The sequence below is a fragment of the Microbacterium aurum genome, assembly GCF_016907815.1.
GTDB classification, from domain to species: Bacteria; Actinomycetota; Actinomycetes; order Actinomycetales; family Microbacteriaceae; genus Microbacterium; species Microbacterium aurum.
Genome location: NZ_JAFBCQ010000001.1, coordinates 190,453 through 216,907 on the forward strand (window position 1 = coordinate 190,453; position 26,455 = coordinate 216,907).

The 26,455-nt window shown below is 68.0% G+C and carries 24 protein-coding genes and 3 pseudogenes; 19 read left to right on the top strand and 8 right to left on the bottom strand.

What is annotated here, in order from left to right:
* Positions 1–508 precede the first annotated feature (508 nt).
* Both JOD60_RS00920 and JOD60_RS00925 read right to left on the bottom strand, forming a co-directional pair.
* The gene (locus JOD60_RS00920) at positions 509–1,573 is read right to left on the bottom strand and encodes a restriction endonuclease PLD domain-containing protein (RefSeq protein WP_157127996.1); all 1,065 of its coding nucleotides are present in this window, start codon (positions 1,571–1,573) and stop codon (positions 509–511) included.
* A gap of 9 nt (positions 1,574–1,582) precedes the next feature.
* Entirely contained in the window at positions 1,583–2,713 is a 1,131-nt protein-coding gene (locus JOD60_RS00925; RefSeq protein ID WP_232321658.1) for a DNA cytosine methyltransferase, read from the bottom strand.
* Positions 2,714–2,884: 171 nt separating this feature from the next.
* Here JOD60_RS00925 and JOD60_RS00930 point away from each other — a divergent pair, with 171 nt between their 5' ends.
* Both JOD60_RS00930 and JOD60_RS00935 read left to right on the top strand, forming a co-directional pair.
* Entirely contained in the window at positions 2,885–3,313 is a 429-nt protein-coding gene (locus JOD60_RS00930; protein ID WP_076691823.1) for a very short patch repair endonuclease, read from the top strand.
* Positions 3,314–3,352: 39 nt separating this feature from the next.
* Complete coding sequence (locus JOD60_RS00935) at positions 3,353–4,939, top strand: restriction endonuclease FokI C-terminal domain-containing protein (protein WP_076692294.1); 1,587 nt, start codon at positions 3,353–3,355, stop codon at positions 4,937–4,939.
* 104 nt (positions 4,940–5,043) lie between these two features.
* On the opposite strand, the gene JOD60_RS00940 is transcribed toward JOD60_RS00935, so the two are convergent.
* Positions 5,044–6,561: an IS1634 family transposase gene (locus JOD60_RS00940; RefSeq protein ID WP_076689818.1), complete on the bottom strand. Its 1,518-nt coding sequence runs from the start codon at positions 6,559–6,561 to the stop codon at positions 5,044–5,046.
* A 217-nt stretch (positions 6,562–6,778) separates the two neighbouring features.
* Between JOD60_RS00940 and JOD60_RS00945 the strand changes: the two genes are divergently transcribed.
* Together JOD60_RS00945 and JOD60_RS00950 are read left to right on the top strand one after the other, a co-directional pair.
* Complete coding sequence (locus tag JOD60_RS00945) at positions 6,779–7,798, top strand: DUF262 domain-containing protein (protein ID WP_076691824.1); 1,020 nt, start codon at positions 6,779–6,781, stop codon at positions 7,796–7,798.
* Complete coding sequence (locus tag JOD60_RS00950) at positions 7,795–8,730, top strand: nucleotidyltransferase family protein (protein ID WP_076691825.1); 936 nt, start codon at positions 7,795–7,797, stop codon at positions 8,728–8,730. Before JOD60_RS00945 ends, JOD60_RS00950 begins: the two co-directional genes overlap by 4 nt.
* A 216-nt stretch (positions 8,731–8,946) precedes the next feature.
* On the opposite strand, the gene JOD60_RS00955 is transcribed toward JOD60_RS00950, so the two are convergent.
* Positions 8,947–10,038, bottom strand: coding sequence for an IS630 family transposase (locus tag JOD60_RS00955; RefSeq protein WP_076690049.1), 1,092 nt, complete (start codon positions 10,036–10,038; stop codon positions 8,947–8,949).
* 258 nt (positions 10,039–10,296) lie between these two features.
* Between JOD60_RS00955 and JOD60_RS00960 the strand changes: the two genes are divergently transcribed.
* The 3 genes from JOD60_RS00960 (at position 10,297) to JOD60_RS00970 (ending at position 11,402) form a co-directional block, all read left to right on the top strand.
* The gene (locus tag JOD60_RS00960) at positions 10,297–10,575 is read left to right on the top strand and encodes a type II toxin-antitoxin system RelE/ParE family toxin (protein ID WP_076691826.1); all 279 of its coding nucleotides are present in this window, start codon (positions 10,297–10,299) and stop codon (positions 10,573–10,575) included.
* A gap of 14 nt (positions 10,576–10,589) precedes the next feature.
* Positions 10,590–10,871, top strand: a complete 282-nt coding sequence (locus tag JOD60_RS00965) for a HigA family addiction module antitoxin (protein WP_084202088.1) — start codon at positions 10,590–10,592, stop codon at positions 10,869–10,871.
* Positions 10,872–10,955: 84 nt separating this feature from the next.
* Positions 10,956–11,402 carry a class I SAM-dependent methyltransferase gene (locus tag JOD60_RS00970; protein WP_084202089.1) on the top strand — a complete coding sequence of 149 codons (447 nt, stop codon included), beginning with the start codon at positions 10,956–10,958 and terminating at the stop codon, positions 11,400–11,402.
* A gap of 21 nt (positions 11,403–11,423) precedes the next feature.
* Here the strand turns inward: JOD60_RS00970 and JOD60_RS17265 are convergent, their stop codons facing one another.
* Positions 11,424–11,642 (bottom strand): GNAT family N-acetyltransferase, encoded by a 219-nt coding sequence (locus tag JOD60_RS17265; RefSeq protein WP_338039534.1) that lies wholly within the window; start codon positions 11,640–11,642, stop codon positions 11,424–11,426.
* Between the two features lie 407 nt (positions 11,643–12,049).
* Here JOD60_RS17265 and JOD60_RS00980 point away from each other — a divergent pair, with 407 nt between their 5' ends.
* The 8 genes from JOD60_RS00980 to JOD60_RS01015 all read left to right on the top strand — a co-directional run bounded on the left by JOD60_RS00980 (position 12,050) and on the right by JOD60_RS01015 (position 19,856).
* Positions 12,050–12,478: a hypothetical protein gene (locus JOD60_RS00980; protein WP_076691827.1), complete on the top strand. Its 429-nt coding sequence runs from the start codon at positions 12,050–12,052 to the stop codon at positions 12,476–12,478.
* A 1-nt stretch (position 12,479) separates the two neighbouring features.
* A complete protein-coding gene (locus tag JOD60_RS00985; RefSeq protein ID WP_076691828.1) occupies positions 12,480–12,722 on the top strand; it encodes a helix-turn-helix transcriptional regulator in 243 nt (80 codons plus the stop codon).
* Complete coding sequence (locus JOD60_RS00990; protein WP_076691829.1) at positions 12,719–13,678, top strand: NAD(P)-dependent alcohol dehydrogenase; 960 nt, start codon at positions 12,719–12,721, stop codon at positions 13,676–13,678. Before JOD60_RS00985 ends, JOD60_RS00990 begins: the two co-directional genes overlap by 4 nt.
* 142 nt (positions 13,679–13,820) lie before the next feature.
* Complete coding sequence (locus JOD60_RS00995; protein WP_076692299.1) at positions 13,821–14,978, top strand: polysaccharide deacetylase family protein; 1,158 nt, start codon at positions 13,821–13,823, stop codon at positions 14,976–14,978.
* Positions 14,979–15,125: 147 nt separating this feature from the next.
* Positions 15,126–16,259: a glycosyltransferase gene (locus JOD60_RS01000; RefSeq protein ID WP_076691830.1), complete on the top strand. Its 1,134-nt coding sequence runs from the start codon at positions 15,126–15,128 to the stop codon at positions 16,257–16,259.
* Positions 16,256–16,513, top strand: a complete 258-nt coding sequence (locus tag JOD60_RS01005; protein WP_076691831.1) for a glutaredoxin family protein — start codon at positions 16,256–16,258, stop codon at positions 16,511–16,513. Before JOD60_RS01000 ends, JOD60_RS01005 begins: the two co-directional genes overlap by 4 nt.
* A 37-nt stretch (positions 16,514–16,550) precedes the next feature.
* Positions 16,551–18,014, top strand: coding sequence for an MFS transporter (locus tag JOD60_RS01010; RefSeq protein WP_076691832.1), 1,464 nt, complete (start codon positions 16,551–16,553; stop codon positions 18,012–18,014).
* A 66-nt stretch (positions 18,015–18,080) separates the two neighbouring features.
* A complete protein-coding gene (locus JOD60_RS01015) occupies positions 18,081–19,856 on the top strand; it encodes an aldehyde dehydrogenase family protein (protein ID WP_076691833.1) in 1,776 nt (591 codons plus the stop codon).
* A gap of 240 nt (positions 19,857–20,096) precedes the next feature.
* Here the strand turns inward: JOD60_RS01015 and JOD60_RS01020 are convergent, their stop codons facing one another.
* The 3 genes and pseudogenes from JOD60_RS01020 to ypfJ all read right to left on the bottom strand — a co-directional run bounded on the left by JOD60_RS01020 (position 20,097) and on the right by ypfJ (position 23,833).
* Entirely contained in the window at positions 20,097–21,680 is a 1,584-nt protein-coding gene (locus tag JOD60_RS01020) for a DEAD/DEAH box helicase (protein WP_076691834.1), read from the bottom strand.
* Positions 21,681–21,984: 304 nt separating this feature from the next.
* Positions 21,985–22,970: pseudogene (gene pip, locus JOD60_RS01025) on the bottom strand (prolyl aminopeptidase).
* On the bottom strand, positions 22,967–23,833 hold the full coding sequence (gene ypfJ / locus JOD60_RS01030; protein WP_076691835.1) for a KPN_02809 family neutral zinc metallopeptidase: 867 nt from the start codon (positions 23,831–23,833) through the stop codon (positions 22,967–22,969). The pseudogene pip and the gene ypfJ overlap by 4 nt, the downstream one beginning before the upstream one ends.
* 46 nt (positions 23,834–23,879) lie before the next feature.
* On the opposite strand from ypfJ, the gene JOD60_RS01035 reads away from it, so the two are divergent.
* The 4 genes and pseudogenes from JOD60_RS01035 (at position 23,880) to JOD60_RS16585 (ending at position 26,429) form a co-directional block, all read left to right on the top strand.
* Positions 23,880–24,884, top strand: coding sequence for a malate dehydrogenase (locus JOD60_RS01035; protein ID WP_076691836.1), 1,005 nt, complete (start codon positions 23,880–23,882; stop codon positions 24,882–24,884).
* A gap of 4 nt (positions 24,885–24,888) precedes the next feature.
* Positions 24,889–25,575: pseudogene (locus JOD60_RS16575) on the top strand (cation:proton antiporter domain-containing protein); the annotation flags it as partial.
* A 335-nt stretch (positions 25,576–25,910) separates the two neighbouring features.
* Positions 25,911–25,994 (top strand): annotated as a pseudogene (locus JOD60_RS16580) (hypothetical protein); the annotation flags it as partial.
* Positions 25,995–26,015: 21 nt separating this feature from the next.
* Entirely contained in the window at positions 26,016–26,429 is a 414-nt protein-coding gene (locus JOD60_RS16585) for a cation:proton antiporter (protein ID WP_232321802.1), read from the top strand.
* Positions 26,430–26,455: the final 26 nt, after the last annotated feature.

Consider the following 26,455-nt stretch of genomic DNA (forward strand, 5'->3'; position numbering starts at 1 on the left):
CCGGTGGATCCGGGCGATGACATCAGGTTCCGGCGCGGCCACGACACGATCAGGGTCTCGTCGGGGCAACGAGCACCCGCTGCGGCCATCAAAGAACCAGGATCTGTTGGTGCAACCGCGGATTCCCGCGGTTCGAAAGCCTGAGAACGTGCGGTAGTCCACTCCGCTGCGACGCGGGTGCTTCCGATTAGCGAAGAGACAATCGACCGATAGTCGATTCCGTCATCGCGATTCAGGTAACCGGTAGCAGTATCGGGATTGGTGCGCGTGGCGTCACAATGATCGCGTCGCTAGAGGCCCTCAACGTCGAGCCGCACGTTGGCGAGGGCATCCGCGGCGCCGAGCTGTGAGAACTTTCTTTACTCGTTCAAGGCCGGCCTCCGGCCGGCGCGTGACTGCCGGGCGCCCGCTCTGCGGTGCGTCCGGTCCTCGCTTCGCTCCGGTCCGGGCGCTCCTCGGCGTTCGCGCGGCAGTCACGACGTAGGAAGTCAGTCGTGGCCCGGCGCGACTACAGGTTGTAGAACTCCGCGCCCCGAGCATCGTGCTCCGGCGAGTAGTCCATGATGTAGGTCGGCTCCTCATCCCCGTCGTCAACGCGGTAGAACACCACAAAGCGAGATCCGAAGTTGGACAGATCGATCGGGCCCACTGGCGCCCCGTTCGCGACGCCGAGTCGCATACGGAAGTACTCACCGATGAACGCGTTGTTCTGAGGAGTCTCCAGAGCTTTGCTGTTGTCCTGCGCGACCGTCATCAGGAACTGCTTATTGTCGGTCGTGCTGACTCGGAAGACGACTCCCTTTGGCGGGAAGAAGTCCATCCGACGGACCTGCGCGGGCACTGGGATATACGCCTGATTGGGTTCGCGGTTGTACTCCGGCCGCTGCCCCCAATTCAGTCCGCTGCGCCGATGGACCTCACCCCGCTTCGTTTCGGGACTCGCTCGGAGCGCGACGAGCGGAAGCACGACGGACTCCCTCTCGATTTCGTCTGGCTCCTGTGCCCCTTCGGACGACGCAATTGAGATCGATGTCGGAAGCGGCCGATTGTGAATAGCGATCTCGTTCTCGACTTCAGGATGATCGATCGACAGCGACTGCGACTCGATCTCATCGAAGTAGCGAAGCGCCGATTCGACATCAGTCGGAATCATGATCTCGTGGTGACGACCCGCTCGGAAGCCGACGCCGAAGCCGTTCTGTGTGAAATTGGCGGATCCCATCCAGGCATCGAGCGGGTCGCGACCCCTCATCCAGACAAAGAGCTTGGAGTGCACGCTAACCCCGCCAGTGACGTACTGCACGCCCAGTCGCCCCGATCCGTCGGGCGGCGCGGCCTGAACGCTGAGGAACCCCTGATGCGTGTCGAGGGTGACGCCCTCGTAACCAGTCATGCCGACCACCAATCGGATGGTGATCTCCCGGCCTCGGTCACGGGCGGCCAACAGCAACCGCGTGCACATCTCCGGAGAGGCATAACCCGAAACGATGCGGATCTCGTCAGCACCCGCATCGATGTAACGGGCGAGCACCGTGTCGAACAGTTGACCGGAATGAAGCGCGGATCCTCCCACGCCTCGACCTTAGGCCGTGGCGCCCCTCAGCCGCTCCTCCTCAACGCGACGAGCCGGCACGATGTGCTGCAGGTTGGGCTCGATCCCCTCGTAAGGGATACGCGCGAACGTACGTAGGACCGCCTCGAACACGATTCGCGCGCCCTCGACCGGAACCGCCATCCCGATCTGCTTACGCACGCTCTCCTTGCCGCCCTTGAACTCGAACGTGTCAGGGAACGTCTGAATACGAGCACGTTCGCGATTCGTCAACGCGCGGTGCTCCTCCCAGTGGTAGACATGCGTCCCACCGCCACCTGATCCCGTGATCGTGTAGGACGGCTTCTTCGCCTCGAGCCTCTTGTAGATCTGGCTGATCTTGGCACCACCAACGTTGAGCTGGAGCTCCGCGGGAATGTCGGCCGTGAATGCATTCTGACCGGGAAGGATGTGCTTGAGTCGTCTGACGACGTCGTCGCTCTGCTTCGTGCGCTCCTGGTTCTCGGCCCACCCCGGAATTCCGGCGAGCGCGGTCTCCACAGAGTTGTCCGCATCGCGATACGGCTCAGGCGAAGGCACCGTGAACTCGAGATCGATATCGTCTCGGATACCGACGATGAGGATGCGATGCCGGCGCTGAGGAATCCCGTACTCCTCGAACTTGTAGAGGTGAGGGTAGAGCTTGTACCCGCCCCGCTGACCTCCCGCGTGCTGGAGGCGATCGAGAATCATCTCGAACGCCATACCGTCGTTCGAGTTCCTCAGCCCGCCCACGTTCTCAGCCACAAACCACTGCGGGGCATACTCATCAATCACTCGTGCGCCGTACTCATAGAGCGGGCCGAAGGTGCCGTCGATGCCCTTCCGCTCACCGACCACAGAGAAGTCGTTGCAGGGAAAGCCGAAGGCGAGACCGTCAATCGGACCCAGCTGCTTCTTGATGTCAAGCTTTCGGACGTCCTCGTGGATGACGTTAGCGCCCTGGAAGTTGTGCTTGTAGGTCGCGCAGGTGTCCTTGTCGTAGTCGGTGGCCCAGGCATGAGCGATGGAGTAACCAGGCACGGACTTGGACGCTTCCCGAGCGCCTGCAGCAATGCCCCCCGGGCCGCTGAACAGCTCTCCGAGTCGGAAGACGGTCTGGTCGGATTCGATGTCTGCCACGCTGTTCGGCCTCTCGGTTGATGCTTCTGGGATGAGACTAGGCGTCGCATCCCGGAGATAATCGAACCTTACGGCGTGTTGCCGACAATGCTTCCAATGAGTCGTACAAATGTGCTAGTTGGTGTTCGATGGCATTGGCCCGTCCGACCCCAATCGCCTAGCATCCAGAACATGCCCGATTCCTGGGCCTCCAGCGAGCACGCCCGGCTCACCATGCGCGCCAACCGAGCACGCGACACGGGCCCAGAGATTGCGGTCCGCTCACTCCTTCACACTCGCGGTCGCCGCTACCGCACGCACTATCGACCCGTGCCGGGGCTGAGACGCACGGCCGACATTGCCTTCACGCGCCTCAAGGTTGTGGTCTTCATGGACGGCTGTTTCTGGCACGGTTGTCCACAGCACTTCGTCGCGCCGAAGACCAACTCCGGGTATTGGGGTCCGAAGATCGAAGGCAACGTAGCCCGTGACCGCGTGACGGATCGTGCGTTGAGTGACGCCGGATGGACGGTCATGCGATTCTGGGAGCACCAGGCACCGGACGACGTCGCCGACCAGATTGAGCGTCAGCTTGCGGAACTCCAGGAGGCCATCCCATAGCCTCGTAGCAGAGTGTCCCGACATGAGAGCGTCAGCAACTTGATCAACACCTGGTGGGCCACGCGGCCCAAGCGAGACATCCGCGGACTGGCGTCGATCCTCTCAGTCGTCTCCACCCATGCTGAGGCACGAAAATGGAGCTACCCCGACAAGCGGATTGAGCTTGCAATCGAATCCGGGTTGGAGGACGCCGGCCTGAAGCGGCCTGGCAAGCGTCGCGACGGCCGAGGCGGCGGGGCTCGCACCTATCGGGCATGGCTCAAGTCCTTGGGCCTCATCTTCATGGATGATCAGGACCGCCTGTGGCCCACGCTTGCCGGCGACGCGATTCTGCAGGGAGAGCCCCCTCTGCCGATCATGTCGAAGCTTGTGCTGTCGACGCAGTTCCCGTCTGCGTTCAGCGGCTCGGGGGCGTCCGCCGTGCACCCGCGTTTCCGAGTGCGCCCCTTCGTCTTCCTGTTGCAACTGCTGGCAGACCCCCGCCTCGACGGCTACCTGGATGAAACCGAGGAGATCGCCAAGATCGTCATCTGCTACGGCGAGAGCAACGCGCAAAGCTGCGTTGACTCGGTTGTGGAGCGAATTCTTGCTCATCGCGCATCCGGCGACGACTCGCTTCCCTCCGACTACGTGCACATGTTCAAGTCGAGTCGCATGAAAGCCAACTCCTTCGACGCGGTGGTGGCGAACTTCGGCGATATCGCGAATACGTTCGGAAACCAGCTCAGCTTCACGCAACTCGTGACCGTGCTTCGAGGCGGCCGCTGGGAGATAGCCCCCGGCGCCGAGCAGAGCGTTCAGGACGCGATCGACGAGTACTCGGCTAAACCACTTCTTCGCGACCACGAGGACGAGGAGAAGTATCAGCGCCGATTCGGGCTCCCGCCGGGCAAGCAGAAGGACACGCGCGCGCTGGATCCACTCGCACGGAGCGTGACCGGATCCGCCATCGCCGAACGGCAAATCCTCACGGCGTTCCTGACGCTCTCTACGTCCGAGATAATCACGAGCATCACCCCCCAGGTGACGTCTGCTATCGCCACATCGACGGGCCTGCCAGAGACGGTCGTCGATCGCATCCTCGCCCGCAAGTTCCCTGCAGGTGGCATCGACACCTTCATGACCGAGTACGCAGTGCTGGCATTCGGGTCGCGCGACCGCGCCACGGAGTTCGAGAAGGCAACTGAGTCGATATTCAGGGACGTCTTCGGCTTCAAGACCAAGCACATCGGGCAACAGGGCATCCGTCCGGACGTAGTGATCTCGTCGAAGAGCGACGCCTATGCCGGGATCATCGATGCCAAGGCGTACGGCGAGAGCTACTCCGCATCGCATGATCACCGCAACCGCATGATTGCCTACATCAAGAACTATCCGTCGTACGCGATCGACGACAATCCTCTCGCGTTCTTCGCCTACGTCGTGAGTGAGTTCAAGACCACTTTGACCGGCCAACTGCAGGCCATCCAAGGCGAGGCCGGCGTGGCGGGCTCAGCGATCACCGCCCGCGACATCATCCGGATGGTCGAGCGGAGCAAGTCGCGGCCGTACTCGCACTCGGAGCTTCGAGAGCTGTTCAGCTCGGGGCGTGGGCTGACATTCGCTGACCTCGACCTCAGCCCCTGACTCGTCCGACAGCGGCTGGTCGTTGGCGAAGCTCGTCCCACTCGTCGTCTTGCCGCGGTTGAGACTATGCGGCGCCCGGGTCATCAGACCTGGATCGTGTCAGTTTAGTGCCCCACGCCCGGCCGGAGTGCGGCGATGATGTCGGCGGCTTCCCCCGTTGGCGGGGTGGTCGCGGTGAGTTCGTGTCCGTCGATGGTGATCGTGACGTCACGCAGCGGGCGCAGCGCGCGGACGATACGGCGGACCGTCACGCCGGTGGTCTTGTAGAGGTGCCGGCTGATCGCGAGAGCGCAGAACACGACGGTGAGGTGCGCGTGGATCGAGTCCGCGGTCGACGCGAACATCGGCCTCGCCCGCAGGTCGGTCTTTGCCATCCGGAACGTCGCCTCGACCTGGAACAGGTCATGGTAGGCCGCCACGATCTCTGCAGCGGAAGCCGTCGCGGTGCTGAGGTTGGTGACGTACCCCTTGAGGCCGATGTATTCGCGGGCCTTCTCGACTCTTGCCCAGTTCACGCCGGGCTTGGTGCCGAGGGTGACGAACCGGTCCTTCTTCGCCGGGCGGGTGCCGGCAGCGATCTGCTCGGCGCGTTCGATCTGCTTGTTCAACGTGATGTTGTCGCGGATCTTCCGCTTGTGGGAGTACTGCCACACCACTCGCCGCTCCCGCGCGTTCACACCCGCACCCATGGTTCGGGTGGTCTCGACCGTCTCCCCATCGGTGACGATGTTCCCGACGGTCGCGTAGTGCTCGGCGAGATCGTATGGCGCGGAGGAGGTGCGGGAGCCGACGATGAAACCGAACCCGGCGTCCTCCAGCCGGTTCAGGTTCGCTGCGGACAGCATGCCGGCGTCCGCGACGACCACGACCTCGGTCGCGGAGTGACGTTCGCGGAACTGGTCGAGGACGGGCAGCAGGGTGAGAGTCTCGCCCCTGTTGCCCGCGAACTCGTGGACTTCGAGGGGGAACCCGCCCTGGTCCACGAGGAGGCCGACGAGGATCTGCGGGTCGACGCGGCGCTCTTTGCTCATCCCGACCTTGCGGAGCTTGTCTTCACGCTCCGCCTCGAAGTAGAGGGTGGTGACGTCGTAGAGCACGACGGTGAGCGGGCCAGATCGGGTCGCATGCGCGTAGGCTGCGGCGGCGATCTTCGACCGCCAGTCCTGCTCAACGCTGCGGGCGAGGGTCCGCCACACGGTCGACAGCGACGGCGCACCCGGGACACCGAGCTCGTCCCACACCCGCAGCGTGTCCGCCTTGCTGGTCGGCTCGACGACGCGGGCCAGGACCAGCTTCTTGAATGTGTCGTTGCCGACCGCGTCGAACCCGAGACGGGCGTAGGCGTCCTCGAGGACATCCCACAACAACCTGGACCTCGACCCGGTCACCGTCGGCGCGGTCGTGGCCGGCGGCGTCGCGCCCAGCCCGTCCAGATCGAACGGGACATGCCCGGCCAGCTCCGCGATCCGCTCCCGCGCGATCGCGACCAGCACCGCGAGCTGCTCATCGTCGTGCGCGGAGCCGAGGTGCTCCACGATCGTCCGCACACCACGGGTCTTCGACGCGATCTGCACCGCCGTCGCACCCGACGCGGTGCGCACCTTCCGCACGAACCACCCCACCGAGCGAGTCTAGATCGACGCCGTTAGTGCCCCGCACGAGGCACCAACACCCCCGGAAAATCAAGCCTCAACGATCCTCAACCCGCGAAATCACCCGACGGTGACACGATCCAGGTCAGAGCCGCGTATATGACTCCAGGCACCACTTCCGCCCCGTCGTCAGTCCTACGCCATAGTGGAGGTTAACAGCGGCTGGACACTAGCAAGAGGCACCCGAATGACCACCAAGCGATTTGAACGCACCCCAAGCCCTCAGACCGTCAGTTGGTTTCTGGACCTGGCGGACGCAGGACGACTCAATCTCGATCCCCCCTATCAACGCCGCAGCGTCTGGAGTTCGCAGTACCGACGCTTCTTCATCGACTCCGTACTTCGCAACTACCCCACTCAATCGATATTCATCGATCGAGTGGTCGATCCCGATCGGCCCACCGAGTATCGGGTCCTGGATGGAAAGCAACGTCTCACCACGATATTGCTCTTCGTGCGGAATGAGTTCGCTGCACCGGACTCGCTCGAAGACATGGGCCTGGCAGGAAAGTACTACGAGGACTTTCCAAAGGAAGACAAGCTACGAATTCTCGAGTACCTGTTCACCGTCGAGATGGTCACGAACACCACATCGGCAGAACTGAATCAAGCGTTCGATCGACTCAACCGCAACGTCGCACGACTCAACAAGCAAGAGCTACGGCACGCGCAGTTCGACGGAGCATTCATCAGAAAGGTGGAAGAACTCGCCGAGGACTCATTCTGGGAGCAGATCGGTCTCGTAACCGACGCCCGGCGACGGCGCATGCTCGACGTGGAGTACGTATCGGAGTTCTATATCGTCGCCGCGGCCGGCATTCAAGACGGTAAGGACTACCTGGACGAGAAGTACGCGGCATGGGATGAGGAGATACCCGAGGCGCGTCGAGTCAACAAGCGGTTCGCGGACACGCTCGCCTACCTTGTGGAACTCGACAAGTTTCTCCCGCTAGCCTCGACTCGATTCTCTAACGTGGCCGACTTCTACTCACTCTGGTCGGCGCTGATCGATCTCCGAGACCGGGACGCGCTTCCTGGTGCTTCGGTGACAGCCGGGCGGCTCTCCGAGTTCGCCGCCGAGCTCGAACGCGGCGAATCCGAGCGGGCAGTGCAGTACGTTCTATCGGCGCGACAGGGATCCAATAAAGCGGCCAATCGAACTGCGCGAGCCAAGACTCTCGCACAGGTCATGTCGCAACCAGCATGATTCCCGCGAAAGTCACGATCTGGCGCGCGAACTTGGAGCAAGACCTCGATACGCTCCGAGAGGTTATTGAACCGAAACTGCGCGCGGCGCTCCAGGGCCTCAATGTCGAGGGAATTACCTTTCGGAAGAAGCAAGCCAAGAGCATCCACCAAAAGCTTCAGACCGGCAAGATTTCCTCGGCGGATGGCATTCGCGATCTGCTTGGGTTTACGGTCGTCGTGCTGTATCGCCACGAGATTCCAGCCGCAATTGAACTGCTGAAGTCGAGCGAACTCAACGTGGACGACCCGGGACCGATCGAAGTTAGCCCTAGCGATTTCCGCTACCACGAGCCGAAGATCTTTGTCCGGCCGCCATCCGGCTATCTCGAGCGGCACCCGCTTCTTGTCCAGGAGTGCGAGGTGCAGTTCACGACAGTGCTCCAACATGCGCTTGATGTGGCAACGCATGACTTCGATTACAAGGGCCGGAATTACTCATGGAGCAACTTCCGGCTAGTAGCACAGCTGCGCGGGATTCTGGAGATGATCGATCGCACGATTGACGACATCGATTCAGTCGCGCTACCCGATGATCGGACCGTGGCTACTCCGCAACCCATGATTGAAGCGGGGTCGGTGCTCGAGGTACTCGAGAATCACTTCGAGAGCAGGTTGCCCGAGGATCGGCGACGGCTTGCTGATACTATCCACGGATGGCTACGCGCCGGCGGCCTTTCGAGTGACGACTTGAACGATGCATTGACCACCAACCCCGATCTAGTTGGAGCCAACTCACTGGATCCGACGAGCGCCGTCCTAGGGGTCATCCTCCGACGGGCGCCCCACATGGTGCAGTCCTACTCCGGCCGATTCTTCATTTCGGACGAACTACGAACTCTCTGCACTGAAGCCGACGGAGTACCGCCCGAGCGGCTCGTCGAAGGTATCTAGTCGCGCCGTATGGGCCGGTCCCGGGCCGGGAGTCCGGCTGAAACCACCCACGACCAGCCATCACCAACGAGCACGACTTCCGCGGAATCACGCGGCAAACGAGCACTCGTGAGCACCCACCGACTCGGCGCATACAACTGAAAATCGTGAGGTCACGGGATCGACGCCCGTCGGAGCCACACGGACCGTCGTTACAACGGTCCCAGAAACCCTCGCCTAGTGTCCTGATCCGTTAATTCGTTTCAGGTATCGGGCGATGGAGTCGAGGATGTCTTCGGCGGTCTTGGTCCAGATGAATGGTTTCGGGTTCTCGTTCCAGGCTTTCACCCAGTCGCGGAGGTCTCTCTCCAGGGACTGAACGTTGCGGTGGTCGGAGCGTTGCAACAGGTCGCGGGTGACTTCGGCGAAGAGCCGCTCGACCTGGTTGATCCAGGAGGAGTACGTCGGGGTGAAGTGCATGTGGAACCGGGGATGCTTCTCCAGCCACGCCTTCACAGTCGGATGTTTGTGCGTGGAGTAGTTGTCGCAGACGACGTGCACGTCGAGGTGTTCGGGAACGTTCTTGTCGATCTTGGTCAGGAACTTCTTGAACTCAACCGAGCGGTGCTTGCGATGCACCGAGGAGATCACCGTGCCGTCGGCGACGTTCATCGCGGCGAACAGGCTCGTCGTGCCATGCCGGACATAGTCGTGCGTGCGCCGCTCGGGGACGCCCGGCATCAGCGGGAACGCGGGCTGCGAGCGGGCCAACGCCTGCACCTGGCTCTTCTCGTCGACGCTGAGCACGACGGCAGACTCCGGCGGGTTCAGGTAGAGCCCGACGATGTCGTAGACCTTCTCCGTGAACAATGGGTCGTTGGAGAGCTTGAAACCCTCCTCCAGATGGGGCTTGAGTCCGAATGCCTTCCAGATCCGCCCCACCGTCGAGCGCGACAGCCCGGAACGTTCGGCCATCTTCGCCCTCGACCAGTGCGTCGCATTCTTCGGGGTCGATTCCAGAGTGTCGACGATGACCTGCTCAACCCGGTCCACTCCGATCAGCGGCGGCCGTCCCGGCCGCGGCTCGTCGACGAGCCCATCGAGACGCTGCTCAAGGAACCGGGTCCGCCACTTGCGCACCGTGGGCAATGACACCAACAGCCGCCTGGATACCTCGGAGTTGGAGCTGCCCGTCGCGCATTCCAGCACGATCCTCGAACGCAGAGCGAGATCCTGCGCCGACTTGCGGCGACGCACCCACCGCTCCAGCTGATCACGCTCCACATCCGAGAGGGTCAGCTCGGGAAGCACAGGTCCTCGTCGCGACATACTCCATTCTACAAAACTAGAAATGAATTAGCGGTGCAACACACTAGCTTCTACATGGCGAGGGTTTTGCTTTGCCCCGGTGAGCGGCTGTTTTCCAGTCCCGGCCGTTGAGCGAGCGCAGCGAGACGAAACGTCGCTATCGGATGCCAACGGGGTCTTGCGGGAATCGCAACGCCTCACACGTCACGGGCCGCTGTCCTCATGACGAGCTCCGCGGATGCGCTTGTATCGTGATGCGATACGCGATACACTCTCGTGGTGATCGTGAGCTTCCGACACAAGGGCCTCCAGGCTCTGTATGAGACGGGATCGAAGAAGGGCGTGCAGCCGGCGCACGTCCCGAAACTCACCCGCATTCTGGGTCTCCTTGACGTCGCACAGGGACCGGCCGATCTCACGATCCCGGGATTTCGCACGCATGAGTTGAAGGGTGACCTCGCCGGCCATTGGTCGATCTGGGTGAACGGGAACTGGCGGGTGACCTTCCGATTCGTCGGGCAAGATGTCGAACTCGTCGATCATCAGGACGATCACTGAATGAGGAGCTGACCATGATGAACAACCCCCCGCACCCCGGCGAGATCATCGGGAAGGACGTGCTCGGCGAACTGGGGCTCACCGTCGCCGAGGCCGCAGCACGACTCGGCGTCTCTCGAGTCACTCTCAGCCGAGTCATCCACGGGCACGCCGGAGTGAGCCCGAACCTCGCGATCCGCCTCGAGCGTGCTGGCGTCGGTACGGCCCGCGCCTGGATGGCGATGCAGACCAGTTACGACCTCGCCCGCGAACTCGACGACAAGCCCCACGACGTCCAGCCCCTCGTCGTCGCCTAGCAGCGTCGCGCGGAGCCTCCCAGCGACGCCGACGATCCCTCCGTGCACAGTGCACGCAGGGATCCCTGAACGGGCACTGCCCCGGTGAGGGAAGCACACGTGCTGTCCGGCGCCAGCTATGACTCGAGCGGCATCGACCTCGCGCCGGAGTTCGTCGATCATGCCCGCGCCACTTATCCGGACGCCACCTTCGAGCGCGGTGACATCGACGCGATCGGCGAGCGCGACGGGTCTCTCGGCGGCATCCTGGCCTGGTTCTCGACGATCCATCACGAGCCGGAGCGGATCCACGTTCCCCTGACCGAGTTCGCGCGCGTCCTCCGCCCCGGCGGCACGCTGTTGCTCGGCTACTTCGACGGCGCCGCGATCGAACCCTTCGACCACGCCGTCGTGCGCGCGTACCGCTGGCCCGCGGGCGAACTGAGCGCAGCTCTGGGTGCCGCCGGCTTCGACATCGTCGAGACGCACCGGCGCACCGAGCGCGGTCACCGCGACGTCGGCGCCCTCCTCGCCGAGCGCCGCGCGAGCTGAGCCGCCACGCCGACCGGCGCGCTACCTCACCATCCGGGCGTCGGTGATCAGCGGCGCATGCGGATCGGTCTGCTCGACGCCGTCGAACCGGAACCCGTTGCGCAGATAGAACGCCGTCGCGCGCGGGTTCTCCTTCGCGACCCACAGCATCGCGGGTTCCGTGCCGAGCACCTCGTCGAGCAGCGCCTGACCGACACCCGACCCGTACTGCGAGGCCAGAACGTAGATCGCGTACAGCAGACGGTCGCGTGGGGCCCCTCACCCTCGCGCCCCTCGCCCGACCCCGACCACGCGAACCCGACGATGGTGCCGTCGACCTCCGCCACCCGGATCGTCATCTCGTCTCGCCGGTCGGCCAGCACGTGCTGCCACATGCGGTGCCGTCGCGCGACGTACTCCTCGGAGAAGTAGTCCGCGGGGAGCAGATGCGCGTAGGCCTCCTTCCACGTCGCGACGTGAAGGTCGGCGATGACCGGCGCGTCGGCCGCGCGGGGAGCTCGGATCGTGAAGGCCATGCACCGATCGTGGCACGAGAGCCCGCGATCACGACCGCGCGGCAACTGCGCTTGTCAAAGATTCTTGACACGTCTCGATCACCTGCCCTACCTTAGCCATGTCAAGAAAACTTGACACACGGAGGAGGGCTCATGTCGTACGAAGAGAAGAACACGTGGTCGCTCGGCATCATCGCCGTGCTCGGCTACGCGGCGTACCTCGTCATGGCGTTCGTCGTCGGCGACGGCCCTCTCGACCCGGACACCTACATGTGGCCGATGGTGTGGGCGATCGGCGGCGGAATCGTCGCGGGTATCGTCGCCGGCATCCTGATCGGCATGGCGAGCGGCGGCTCGATGCGACGCGGAGCGACGATGAGCGACCGGCGCGACCGAGAGATCGGCTGGGCCGGCTCGCGCGTCGGCAACTCGTTCATCGTCATCGGCGGCATCGGCGCGCTCATCCTGTGCTTCGTCGACGCGCCGCACGTCCTGATCGCCAACACGCTCTACCTCGGCTTCGTGCTCGCCGCGATCCTCGAGACGACCACGAAGATCGTGATCTACCGCAGGGGATTCTGACGTGGTCAAACCGACACGAGTGAGCAATCGCATTCGCGCCCTCCGCGCCGCAGCGGGCGAGCTGACCCAAGCTGAGCTCGCCGACCGCATCGGCGTCACCCGACAGACCGTCAACGCGATCGAGCAGGGCAAGTACTCGCCCTCGCTCGAGGTGGCGTTCCAGATCGCCCAGGTCTTCGGCGTGGGCCTCGACGACGTCTTCCACTACGGCCCGAACCCCCACGATCAGGAGACCCCGAAATGAGAGCAGTCGTCCGCCGGGAGTACGGTGACACCTCCGTCCTCCACGTCGAAGACGTCGCCGAACCCGCCCTCGAGCCGGGCCACGTCATCATCGACGTCGCCGCGGCCGGCGTGAACATGGCCGAATGGCACCTCATGGCGGGGCGGCCGAGCGTCGCACGCCTCGCCCTCGGCATCCGCCGCCCGAAACTACCGGTGCTGGGGCAGGATGTCGCGGGCGTCGTGAGCGACGTCGGCGAAGGCGTCACACGGTTCGCCGTCGGCGACGCGGTCTTCGGTTCGGCGAAAGGATCGTGGGCAGAGCGCGCCGCCGCGAACGCCGACCTCCTGCAGCCCCTCCCGCCGGCGACGAGCTTCGAGCAGGCGGCGGCGGTGCCGATGTCGGGCTACACGGCCCTCCAGGCACTCCGGGCGGTGGGTGACGTCGAAGGTCGATCGGTCGCCATCACCGGCGCGGGCGGCGGCGTCGGTTCGTACGCCGTCCAGCTGGCGGCAGCGCGCGGCGCCCACGTCACGGCCGTCTGCAGCGCCGCGAAGGCGGAGTTCGTGCGCGACCTCGGCGCCCACGAGGTCATCGACTACACGACGACCGACCCCACCGATCCGGGCCGCGCTACGCGGCACTTCGACGCCGTCCTCGACTTCGCCGGAGGCCTCCCCCTCACGCGCTGGCGGCGCGGCATCACGCCGGGCGGACGGCTCGTCCTCGGCGGGGCGGAGAACGGCGGCCCCGTGCTCGGCCCCTTGGCACGCTCCCTGCAGGCCCCGTTCACGAGGGGGCTCAAGGCCACCACGCTCGTGGCGACGAGCAACGGCGACGACATCGCCGCCGTTGCTCTCGGGGGCGGTACCCTCCGCTCGACCCGCACCGCGACGTACACGTTCGCGCAGGCGGCGCAGGCGGTCGACGCCCTGTGCGCCGCGATCCACCCCGGAAAGATCGTCCTCGTCCCCTGACCGGCGCTGCCGACACGGGCGATTCCGGCGAGGCATCCTGAATCAACGAACGTGAGGAACCCCCCGGCCTGACGGTGATTCGTCGCCCCCGACCCCTATGATGAGCGCGGCGCCCGCATGCGCCGCGAACCGGGGGACGAACATGGGCACACGTCGCGGACACCTCACGCCGTGGACGCGCACCGCATGGGCGGCGCTCATCGTCGTCGCCGCGACGACGATGACGGCCTGCGGCACGGCAGGAGCGACGACGGATGCCTCGACGCAGACCCCGTCCGAGGCGCCGACCCCGACCCCGACGCCGCTGACCCCCGTCGAGCAGCTGCTCGCCGACAACGCCGCCACACCCGGGGCGTGCGCCGTGAGCTTCACGCTCGACGGGGCAACCCTCGACCCGCAGCTGCAGATCCAGGACCGGCTCTACGACCACCTGCCGATCCCCCGCGCCGACGGGCGCGCCTTCGCCGGCTGGTACGCCGATGCGGCGACGGCGGCCGCGGCATCCGCCGACCCCGCCACCGGCGCCGGCAACCCCGCCACGCGCGTCAACGGCTCCGACCTCGTTGCGTGCACCGATCAGCAGGTGACGCTGTACGGCGCGTGGACGACGCCGGACGCGGTGACCGCGGCGAAGGCGCGGATCCCGATCCTCATGTACCACCAGTTCACCGACAAGCCCGAGGGCGAGAGCGGATGGCTGCGCGGCAACTACTCCTACATCGAGGACTACCGCGCCTCGATGCAGTACATCAAGGACTCCGCGTTCTACCTCCCGACGTGGGACGAGCTGAGCGCGTTCATCGACGGCGCCCTGTACCTGCCCGACCACTCCGTCATCATCACCGACGACGACGCCGACCCCACGTGGCTCACGATGGCCTCGCCCATCAACGAGCAGCTCCAGGTGATGGCGACCTCCTTCGACATCACCGGCGACGGGGCCGTGCCGCAGAACCGGTTCATCCTGCCCCGCTCGCACACGAACAACATGCACACCGCCGGCGCCAACGGCAAAGGCCAGATGGTCAACCTCACCCCCGAGGAGATCGCCGCCGACATGACCGCCTCCGCCGAGGCGCTGCGCGGCATCGGCGTCACCGCCGGCGCGACCGAGATCATGGCCTACCCGTACGGGCACTACGACGACCGATCCAAGCAGGGCCTCACGATGGCCGGGTTCGAGATGGCGCGGACGATCGAGCAGGGCTACGTCTCGGTCGGCTCCGACAAGCTCGCGCTGCCGTGCGTGCGCATCAACTTCGGCATGGGCGTGGCCGCTCTGAAGGACCTCATCGGGTGAGCCGCGGCACCCGCCGCGGCCGTGGGTGAACGACACGTGACACCTGTATGTCGCATAACGAACTGACAGATCACACACAGGACAGGCCGTAAGACCGGCCGTTACGCTGAGACGATCCCGTCCCCCAGACGATCGTGAGCCGCCGACATGGAACTGTCCGTCATCGTCCCCACCTTCAACGAGGGGCCGAACGTCGCCGAGCTGGTCCGTCGCATCGGAGCGGCCCTGGCCGGGACGGACTTCGAGATCGTCTTCGTCGACGACTCCACCGATGAGACCCCCGATGTCATCGCTCAGGTGGCGGATGCCGCGGACTTCTCGGTCCGGCTCATCCACCGCGATGCCCCCGACGCGGGCCTCGGCGGAGCCGTCCTGGAGGGCTTCCAGGCCGCGCGGGCGCGGTGGTGCCTGGTCATGGACGGCGACCTGCAGCATCCGCCCGAGGACATCCCCCGCATGGTCGACCGCGCCGCCCGCGGCGACGTCGACGTCGTCGTCGCCAGCCGCTACATCGCCGGCGGCACCTCGGGGGGCCTCGCCGGCGCCACCCGCACGGCGGTCTCGCGCGCCTCGACGGCGCTGACGAAGTCGATGTTCCCGCGGAAGCTGCACGGCTGCTCCGACCCGATGACGGGGTTCTTCCTCGTCGACCGCGACGCGGTGGAGCTGGATCAGCTGCGCCCGCGCGGGTTCAAGATCCTGCTGGAGATCCTCGCCCGCCGGCAGATGCGCGTCGGCGAGATCCCCTTCGCGTTCGCGACCCGGTTCGCCGGCGAGTCGAAGGCGTCGTTCAGGCAGGGCATCCGCTTCCTCACGCAGCTCGCGATGCTCCGGTTCGGCCGCATGTCGGCATTCGCGCTCGTCGGCGGCGTCGGGGCGATCGCCAACCTCATCATCATGTGGGGGCTCATCCGCCTCGGCATGGAGTACGTCGTCGCGGCGATCATCGCGAGCGAGATCACGATCATCGCGAACTTCCTGCTGCTGGAGTACCTCGTCTTCGCCGACATGCGCGCCGAGTCCGGTCGCATGCGGTCGCGGTTCATCAAGTCGTTCACGTTCAACAACATCGAGGCCCTCGTGCGCATCCCGGTGATGAGCGTCCTCGTCGAGAGCGCGCACGTGCCGAGCGTCCTGGCCGCCGCCCTGACACTCCTCGCCGCGTTCGTCGTCCGCTTCGTCTTCCACGCCCTCGTCGTCTACGCCCCCAAGCGCATGGCGGCGGTCGCGGCCGCCGAACCGGCCGTCGCCCAGGCGGGCGGACGTACGCTGGAGTCATGACCTCCGACACCCCCATCACGATGTTCGGCGCGGACTGGTGCCGCGACTGCATCCGCACCAAGAAGCAGCTCGACGACCTGGGCATCGCCTACACGTACGTCGACCTCGTCGCCGAGCCGGCCGCCGCCGACGTCGCACGCGAGATCTCCGGGCGCACCAACATCCCCGTCGTCGTGTACCCCGACGCGTCGCACCACGTCGAGCCGACCAACGCCGACGTCGAGGCGAAGCTGCGGGAGCTCTCCCTCATCTGACCGCGGCGGCCCGCGCGGTGACCGTTAGGGTGGCCGCATGGGCATCGATGCACCGGTCCTGCGCGGGGGCAGGCTCTCGCGCGCGACCATCTCGACCTACGCCGCGGGCTCGATCGGCACCGGCGGGTTCGCGACCCTGCCCGGCCTCGTCCTCACCTATTACCTGACGGACAGCCTCGGCGTCGCCGCCCTCATGGCCGGCGTCATCGTGACCGTCGCGAAGGTCTGGGACGTCGTCATCGACCCCGTCGTCGGCGCGCTGTCCGACGCCGACCTCGCCCGGCACGGCTCTCGCCGGCGCCTCATGCTCGTCGGCGCGATCAGCCTGCCGGTGCTCTTCGCCCTCACCTTCGCGGTGCCGCCCGCCCTCGCCCCGGCCGCCGGCGCCGTCTGGGTGCTCGTGGCGTTCGTCCTCACCGCGACGGCGTTCAGCCTGTTCCAGGTGCCCTACATCGCCTTGCCGGCCGAGCTCACCGACCGCTACGACGAGCGCACCCGGCTGCTCACCTGGCGCGTCGTGGTGCTGACCTTCGCCATCCTGCTGTTCGGCGCGGGCGGCCCGCTCCTGCGCAAGGCGACCGGCGACCCGACGACCGGATACCTGCTGATGGGCGTCGTCGCGGGCGTCACGATCGGGCTCGGGATGCTGGTGGCCACCGCGGTCGCCCGGCGCGGGCTCCGTGCCCGCTCCGCGATGGCCGCCGCCGGCACGAGCGCCGCCGAGCAGGCGAGCCTCGTCGCGGACAGCGTCGGGGAGCCCCCGGTGCACCCGATCGGGCGCGATGCCTCGACGCCGGGTGGCGGCATCCGCGATAACTTCCGCGCCGCCTTCGAGACGCTGCGCCGCAGTCAGCCCTTCCGTGCGCTGCTGCTGACCTTCGTCCTGCAGGCGCTCGCCACCGGTCTCATGCTCGCCGGGGCGCAGTATCTGGCGACGTGGGTGCTGCGCAGCGAAGACGCCGTCACGCTGCTGTTCGTCGCGCTCATCGCGCCGGCACTCGTGGCCGCTCCGGCGTGGGGCGTGCTCGCGCGCCGTATCGGCAAGGAGCGCGCGTTCGCGCTCGCGGCGACGCTCTTCCTCGTCGCGGCGGGCTCCACGGTCGTCGCGCTGTGGGCGCCGGGGACGTGGCTCTACGCGTCGGTCGCCGTCGCCGGCATCGCCTACGCGGGCATGCAGTCGCTGCCGATGGCGATGCTCCCCGACGTCATCAGCCACGACGCGCGCCTGCACGGCCCGGGTCGGGCGGGGGCGTTCGGCGGGGTGTGGACGGCGGGCGAGACGACCGGGTTCGCGCTCGGCGCGACCGTCCTCGCCGTCGTGCTGGCGGCGTCCGGCTACGTCGAGCGGACCGCGGGCGAGAACGTGACCCAGCCGGATGCCGCGGTCGCGGGCATCGTGCTGAGTTTCAGCGTGCTGCCGGCCGCCCTCGTGCTGCTGAGCCTCATCCCCCTCGCCCGGTACCGGCTGCGGCGGGACGACATCGAGTCGCACGCCGGCTGACACGGCGTGCCGCCGACATAGACTGAGCGCGCCGGCAGCGGCGCGAACGGAATCGAAGGAGAAGCCGTGGCCACGAGCGGACACACGACGAAGGCACCCCAGTCCGCGGCGGACGAGGGACTCGCGGCCGACGTGCGCGCACCCCTGGACGCCGCGATCACCGAGCTGCGGACCGGCGCCCGCGCCTGGAGCCTGCTGAGCCTCGGGCAGCGCCGCACGCTGATGCAGCGGCTGCGTGTGTCCACTGGGGCCGTCGCCGCGGAGTGGGTCGATACCGCGGCGACGTCCAAGGGACTCGCCCCCGGACATCCGCTGCGCGGCGAGGAGTGGCTGTCGGGGCCGTACGCGGCGCTCGTCGCGCTCGACGCGTATGCCGACACGCTCGGCGCCCTCGCGGCGGGCCGCTCGCCGATCGAGAAGGCACGGCTCGGCACCGCCCCCGGCGGGCGCACGGTCGTCCACACGTCGCCGCTGACGGCGACCGACCGGCTGCTGCTGTCGGGCTACTCCACCGAGGTCTGGCTGCAGCCGGGCGTCACGGCCGCCGAGGCGCGACGCACCGCCGGGCTCGGACAGCGCGAGCCCGCCGCCTCCGGCGGCGTGGGCCTCGTGCTCGGGGCCGGCAACATCACCTCGATCCCGTACCTCGACGTGCTGTACGAGCTGGTCGCCTTCAACCGCGTGTCGATCCTCAAGGTGAACCCGACGCAGGACGCGATGGTGCCGATCTTCGAGCGGGCGCTCGCGCCGCTCATCGAGCCGGGGTTCCTGCGCATCGTTCGCGGCGGCGGCGACGTCGGCGCCTATCTCACGCAGCATCCGTCGATCTCGCACGTGCACATCACCGGATCGGAGGCGACCTTCCGCGCCATCGTCTGGGGAACCGGCGGCGCGGCGACCCGTCGGCGGCGGGAGGGGCGACCCCTGCTGAAGGCGCCCATCTCGGCGGAGCTCGGCGGCGTCTCGCCCATCATCGTGGTGCCCGGATCGTGGTCGCGTGCCGACCTGCGCTTCCAGGCCGAGCACATCGTGACGATGCGTCTGCACAACAGCGGGCACAACTGCATCGCCGGCCAGGTCGTGCTGATCTCGGCGGACTGGCCGCAGCGGCGGGAGTTCCTGCATGAGCTGCGCACCGCGTACGACCGGGCCCCCTCGCGCCCGGTCTGGTACCCGCACAGCCAGAGCCGGCTCGACGCCGCGCGCGCCTCGTATCCGGATGCCGCGTGGTGCGGCGGCGGGACGCGCGCGCTCGTGGAGACCACCGAGACCGACGCCGCCGACCTGGAGACCACCGAGTACTTTGCGCCGGTGCTGGGAGTTGTGACCCTGCCGGGCACGGGGCAGGAGTTCCTCGACGCGGCGGTCCACCACGCCAACGACCGGCTGACCGGGACGCTGGGCGCGAACGTCCTGATCGACCCGGTCACGCAGGCCGCGCTCGGCGACGGCGTGGAGCATGCGATCGCTGAACTGCGCTACGGGACCGTCGCCCTGAACGCCTGGACCGCGTTCGGCTTCCTCACCCCGACCGCCACATGGGGCGCCTACCCCGGCGGCACGCTGGAACATGCCCCGAGCGGCATGGGCGTCGTCCACAACGCCTTCCTACTCGATGGCGTGGAGCGCACGGTGGTCCGCGGTCCCTTCCGACCGTTCCCGCGGTCGGTGTCGTCGATGATCGGCGGCCGCGCGCTGTCGCAGGGCTCGGTGCTGCCGAAGCCGCCGTGGTTCGTCACGTCTCGGACCGGCGCGGCGGTGTGCGAGGGGTTCACGCGATTTCGCATCGACGGCGACTGGGCGAAGATGGCGGTCACGCTCATGAAGGCGTTCGGTGCCTGATCGCCCCGGCTGCTCGCTCGCTCGCGTCGGTGACGCGCAGAAACTCCACGGATCCGCGGTCGGAACGGCGCGGAGCGCCCGGAATCCGGGCGGCGCGGCACAGATCCGTGGAGTTTCGGCGGGCGGTCCGGTCGGCCGGCGGCCGGGGCGGGGTCAGCCGGCGCCCGGGCCGGGTCAGCCGCCGGCCGGGGCGGGGTCGGCCGGCGCGCGCGCCGGGGTCAGCCGGCGGCCGGGCCGGGGTCAGCGCCCCCGGCGCTGGCCTCCGCCGTTGGTGCGGACGACCGAGCCGACCATGAGCTTGCCGCCCGATGCGCCGCCGTGCGAGGCGCGGCGGCCGGTGGTGCGGGCGTTGCCGGCGGCGGGCTGCGCCGCGGCGCGGCCCGAGCCGTGCGTGCGGTCGGCGGGACGACCGGAGCCGTCGTGGCGCACCTGGTCGCGAGCGGCGGCGGGGCGACCCGAGCGGTCGGCGCGCTGCGCGGACGGACCGCCGCGGCCGGCGCCCTGACCGCCGCGGCCGGCGCCCTGACCGCCGCGGGCGGCACCCTGGCCCTCGCGCGCGGCGCGCTTGCGCTGGGCGTTCGCACCCTGGCTGCGGCCGCCGCCCTGACCGCGAGCGGGCTGCTCGACCTTGGGGGCGGGCTTGACGTACGCGGCGACCTCGCCGACGAGCTCGGTCACCTCGGACGAGGTCGCCGACACCCGCACCGGGGCCACCGAGATGGCGGCCTTGCGGAGCAGGTCCTTGACGTCCTTCTCCTGGCCGGGCATGACGATCGTCACGACCGAGCCCTCGGCGCCGGCACGCGCGGTGCGGCCCGAGCGGTGCAGGTACGCCTTGTGCTCCATGGGCGGGTCGACGTGGATGACGAGCTCGACGTCGTCGACGTGCACACCGCGGGCGGCGACATCGGTCGCGACGAGCACCTTCGCGGCGCCCGAACTGAACGCGGCGAGGTTGCGGTCGCGCGCCGGCTGCGACAGGTTGCCGTGCAGATCGACCGCGGGAATCCCCTGCGCCGTCAGCTGCTGGGCGAGCTTCTTGGCGTGGTGCTTCGTGCGCATGAAGAGGATGCGGCGGCTCGTGCCCGACGCGAGCGTGCGGACGAGCTCCTTCTTCTCGTCGGCTCCCGCGACGTGGAAGACGTGGTGGGTCATCGCGGCGACGGGAGAGTTGGCCTCGTCGACGGAGTGCAGCACCTCGTTCTGCAGGAAGCGGCCCACGAGCTTGTCGACGCCGTTGTCCAGCGTGGCGCTGAACAGCAGGCGCTGACCGCCCTGCGGGGTCTTGTCGAGGATGCGCGTGACCGACGGGAGGAAGCCGAGGTCGGCCATGTGGTCGGCCTCGTCGATGACGGTGATCTCCACGGCATCCAGCTTCACGAAGCCCTGCTTCATGAGGTCTTCCAGCCGCCCCGGGCACGCGACGACGATGTCGACGCCGTCCTTCAGGGCGGCGACCTGGCGGTTCTGGTTGACGCCGCCGAAGACCGTGGTGGTCTTGAGGCCATACGCCGCGGCGAGCGGCTCGAGGGTCGCATTGATCTGCGTCGCGAGCTCGCGGGTCGGGGCGAGGACGAGACCGAGGATGCGGCCGGCGCGGCGCGACCCGCCGGCGAGAGCGCCGCCGAGGCGCGCGGCCATGGGGATGGAGAAGGCGAGCGTCTTGCCCGAGCCGGTCTTGCCGCGGCCGAGCACGTCGCGTCCGGCGAGCGTGTCGGGCAGGGTGTCGACCTGGATCGGGAAGGCCGTGGCCTTGCCGTCCTTCGCGAGGACGTCGAGGAGGGGGGCGGGCACGCCGAGCGCGCCGAAAGTGATGTCAGACATAAGGGGATTTCTGGGCAGGAGTGCCCGGATCGGTGGCCTCTGCGCGGATGCGCACAGGGTCGCCGTACAAGGAATGTCAGCCGATCATCCGGACGGGGCCGGGCGGCGAGGGAAGCGCTCTACGACGCGAGCGCACCGGAATCGGTGCGGCAAGTCCGTCCAGTCTAGCGTGCCGGGCGGGCACGGCGGTCCCAGGTCGCCGAGCCCTCATCCCTGCGCCGAACCCTCGCGTCCACGCGCGCACAGAGATGAGGGGTCGGCCGAGACGTGAGGATTCGGCGGGACCTGAGGGGCGCAGCGGCGGTCAGGAGGCGAAGCGGTCGGTCGCCGCGCGCAGCGCGCGGGCGATCCCGGGCTCGGTCGCCGAGTGCGAGGCGTCGGGCACGACGACGAACTCGGCCTCCGGCCACGCCCGGTGCAGGTCCCACGCGGTCATGATCGGGGTGCACACGTCGTAGCGGCCCTGCACGATGACCGCCGGGATGCCGCGGATCGCCCCCACCTCCTCGATGAGCTGCCCCTCGCGGAGCCACCCGCCGTGCATGAAGTAGTGGTTCTCGATTCGGGCGAACGCGACCGCAGCCGTCGGCTCGGCCATCGAGGCGACGAGCTCCGGATCGGGCAGCAGGGTGAGCGTCGAGGCCTCCCACGTCGTCCAGGCGACCGCCGCGGGCTCATGCACCGCCGGATCGGGGTCGGACAGCCGGCGGTGATACGCCTCGATGAGACGCGACCGCTCGAGCACGGGGATCGGGGCGAGGTAGTCCTCCCACAGGTCGGGGTACAGGGCCGCCGCACCACCCTCGTAGAACCACTCCAGCTCGTGCCGGCGCAGGGTGAAGATCCCGCGCAGCACGAGCTCGGTGACGGCCTCGGGGTGGCTCTGCGCGTACGCGAGGGCCAGGGTCGAGCCCCACGACCCGCCGAACACCTGCCACCGCTCGATCCCGAGGTTGCGCCGCAGCAGCTCGATGTCGGCGACGAGATGCCACGTCGTGTTGAAGCGCAGGTCGGCGTCGGGCGCGCTCATGTGCGGCGTCGAGCGGCCGCAGCCGCGCTGGTCGAACAGCACGATCCGGTAGCGCTCCGGGTCGAAGAACCGCCGCTGCCACGGCGACGTGCCCCGCCCGGTCCGCCATGCAGGAACACCACCGGCTTGCCGTCGGGGTTGCCGGACTGCTCCCAGTACACCCGCTGCCCGTCGCCGGCGAGGAGGAAGCCGGTCTCGTACGGTTCGATCTCGGGATAGAGGATGCCGTCGAGGTGCGCCGGTCCGGAGGATGAGCTCACAGGTTGCTCCCCACTGCGAAGGTGTCGCAGGCATAGACGCCGCTCTTGTAGCCGGTCGCGAACCAGCGCTGCCGCTGCTCGCTGGAGCCGTGCGTCCAGCTCTCCGGGTTCACCTGACCGGACTGCGCCTGGATGTGATCGTCGCCGACGGTGGCAGCCGCCTCGAGCGCGTCACGGATCTGATCCTCGGTGGGTGCCTGCAAGAACGGCACACCCTCGGCATCCGTCGTCTGCGCGGCATTGGCGACCCAAGCGCCGGCGAAGCAGTCCGCCTGCAGTTCGGTGCGGACGCCGTTGCTCGTCGGTCCGGTGCCGTTGTTCGGGTACTGGTCGAAGGTGCCGGTGATCTGCTGGATGTGGTGGCCGTACTCGTGGGCCAGCACGTACAGCTGCGCGAGCGGCCCCGTCTCGTCGCCGAACTGCTGCTCGAGCACGTCGAAGAACGTCGGGTCGATGTAGACGGTCTCCTCCGGCGGGCAGTAGAACGGGCCCGTCGCGTTGGAGGCCGTGCCGCAAGATGTCGGGGTCGAGCCGTCGACGATGATCAGCTGCGGGGGCCGATAGCCCTGCACGACCGACGACCAGAACGTGTTGATCGACTTCGAGCCGGCCGCGAGGCGACACGCATCGTCGGCGTTGGCGTCGGCTCCGGTCTCGCAGTTCGTCAGCTCGGTTTCCTGCGACGGCGCGGCCTGCCCGCCGAACCCTCCCAGCAGGCTGGTGAAGTCACCGCTGGTGAACAGCTGCAGGAGGATGACGGCGATCGCGCCGAGCCCGCCGACGCCGCCGGCGATCGCTCCGCCGCCGGGGCCGCGCCGCTTCGCGCCGCTCCCGCTCACGTCGGCGTTGCTGTTGAACGTCATACGCTCACCGTACCGCCTGTGACAGCACGGCCGTAGGCTCGGATCCATGGATGCCACGACAATCACCGTCACCGGCGCGGGCGGCCAGATCGGCTACGCGCTGCTGTTCCGCATCGCCGCCGGCGACATGCTCGGAGCCGATCGTCCGGTGCGGCTGCGCCTGCTGGAGATCCCGCAGGGACTCAAGGCGGCCGAGGGCGCCGCGCTCGAATTGCAGGACTGCGCGTTCCCGCTGCTGCAGTCCGTCGAGATCACCGACGACGCGGCCACCGCCTTCGACGGCGCGAACATCGCGATGCTCGTCGGCGCGCGCCCCCGCACCGCCGGCATGGAGCGCGCCGACCTGCTCGCCGCCAACGCCGGCATCTTCGGCCCGCAGGGCGCCGCGCTGAACGCACATGCCGCAGACGACATCCGCGTCGTCGTGGTCGGCAATCCCGCCAACACGAACGCGTTGATCGCCGCGGCGGCGGCCCCCGACATCCCGGGCGACCGCTTCGCCGCCCTCACACGCCTTGACCACGACCGCGCCGTCGGACAGCTCTCCGCCGCCCTCGGCGCCGCGAGCGCCGGCATTCAGAACGTCACGATCTGGGGCAACCACTCCGCCACGCAGTTCCCCGACGTGTCGCACGCGACCGTCGACGGACGGCCGGTGCCCGACGCGCTCGCCGAGCGTTTCGGCGGGGCGGATGCCGCGGCATCCTGGCTCGATGACGAGTTCGTCCCCCGGGTCGCGAAGCGCGGCGCGGAGATCATCGCCGTCCGCGGGTCGTCGTCCGCGGCGTCGGCGGCGAACGCGGCCATCGCCCACGTCCGCGACAGCGTGCTCGGCACGGGTGCGGGCTGGACGAGCGCCGCCGTGCTCTCGCACGGCGAGTACGGCGTCGCGGAGGGCGTGTACTCGTCCTTCCCGGTGACGAGTGACGGCGGCGGATACCGCATCGTCGACGGGCTGGAGATCGACGCCCGTGCCCGCGCCCGCATCGACGCGTCGGTCGCCGAGCTCCTCGCGGAGCGCGACGCCGTGCGCGAGTTGGGCGTGATCTGACCCGATGGACCTGCTGCTGGTCATCCTCGTCGGCGTGGTCGCGGTCGCCGTCGTCACGACCCTCGCGCAGCGGCTCGGCGTCGCCGGCCCCCTGCTGCTCGTCGCGCTGGGGCTCGCGATCGGGCTCGTGCCGTTCATCGACGTCCCCGAGATCGACCCGGAGTGGATCCTCGTCGGCGTGCTCCCACCGCTGCTGTACGCCGCGGCGGTGCGCCTCCCGGCGATCGAGTTCCGGCGCGACTTCACGCCGATCGCGGGACTCGCCGTCGTTCTCGTCGTCGTCACCTCGCTCGTCCTCGGCCTCTTCTTCTCCTTGCTGCTGCCGGGAGTCGGGTTCGCGCTCGGCATCGCCCTCGGCGCCATCCTCAGTCCGACGGATGCCGTGGCCACAGGGATCGCGAAACGCCTCGGCATCGCGCCGCGCGTCGTCACGATGCTCGAGGGCGAGAGCCTGCTGAACGACGCCACGGCCCTCGTGCTGCTGCGGACGGCCCTGCTGGCCGTCGCCGCCGGGGTATTCTCGTTCGGCTCGGCCGTGGGCGCGTTCGCGTGGGCGGTGTTCATCGCCGTGACCATCGGCGCGGTCATCGGGTGGCTCGCGATGCGGCTGCGCTCGTGGGTGCGCAACTCCCCGGCATCCACCGCCATCGGCTTCACGGTGCCGTTCGTGGCGTACCTTCCCGTGGAGCACCTGAACGGGTCGGGCCTGGTCGCCGCCGTCGTCGCGGGGCTCGTCGCCGGTCAGGGCGCGCAGCGCTGGTTCACCCCCGAGCAGCGCCTGTCGGACAGCGCGCCGACCGCTCGCGGCTGGAGAGCTTCGATGCGCGCCTCGATCAGATCGCGGAGGAGGGGTGGCCGGAGCGCCCGGCACCCCGCGGACGCCTGCGCAAGACGCCGAGCCCGCAGCAGGCCGAGCGCCGGCTCACCTCGATGCGGGGGCGCGTGTCGCGGGCCCTCGCCGACCTGGACTACTACCAGTCGTCGCCGCTCGGCTGGAAGCACGGCACCGTCATCGTGTGGGCGGGGATGCGCGGGGTCGTCACCCTCGCGGCCGCGCAGACCATCCCGCGGACGGTCGAATCGCGTCCCGAGCTCATCTACATCGCCTTCGTCGTCGCACTGGTCAGTCTCATGCTGCAGGGCTTCACGCTCCCGTGGGTCGTGCGCAAGCTGCGGCTGAGCGACCCCGCCGAGGCGTCCGACAGCGACGAGCGTGAGCGGCTCGATGACGAGCTGCGCACCGCGGCGGCCGCGGCCGTCGCGACGGGGGCGCACCTCCCGCGGCGCGACGGGACGCCCTTCGACGCTGAACTGCTGCAGCAGACGGGGCTGCGTTACGCCGAGCCGCCCAGCGAGGACTGGAGCGCGCACGCCCGCGAGCTGCTCGAGCTGCAGCTCGCGGTCATCGAGGTCATGCGCACGCGGCTGATCGCGGTCTCGACGGGCGGGACCTTCAGCACGGCGGCGCTCCGCCACCGCATGGCCGAGCTCGACGCCGACCAGCTGAGCCTCGAGCTGCGCCTGCGCGACGACGACGGGGCATAGGTCAGAATGGGATCCCGGGCGAAGGA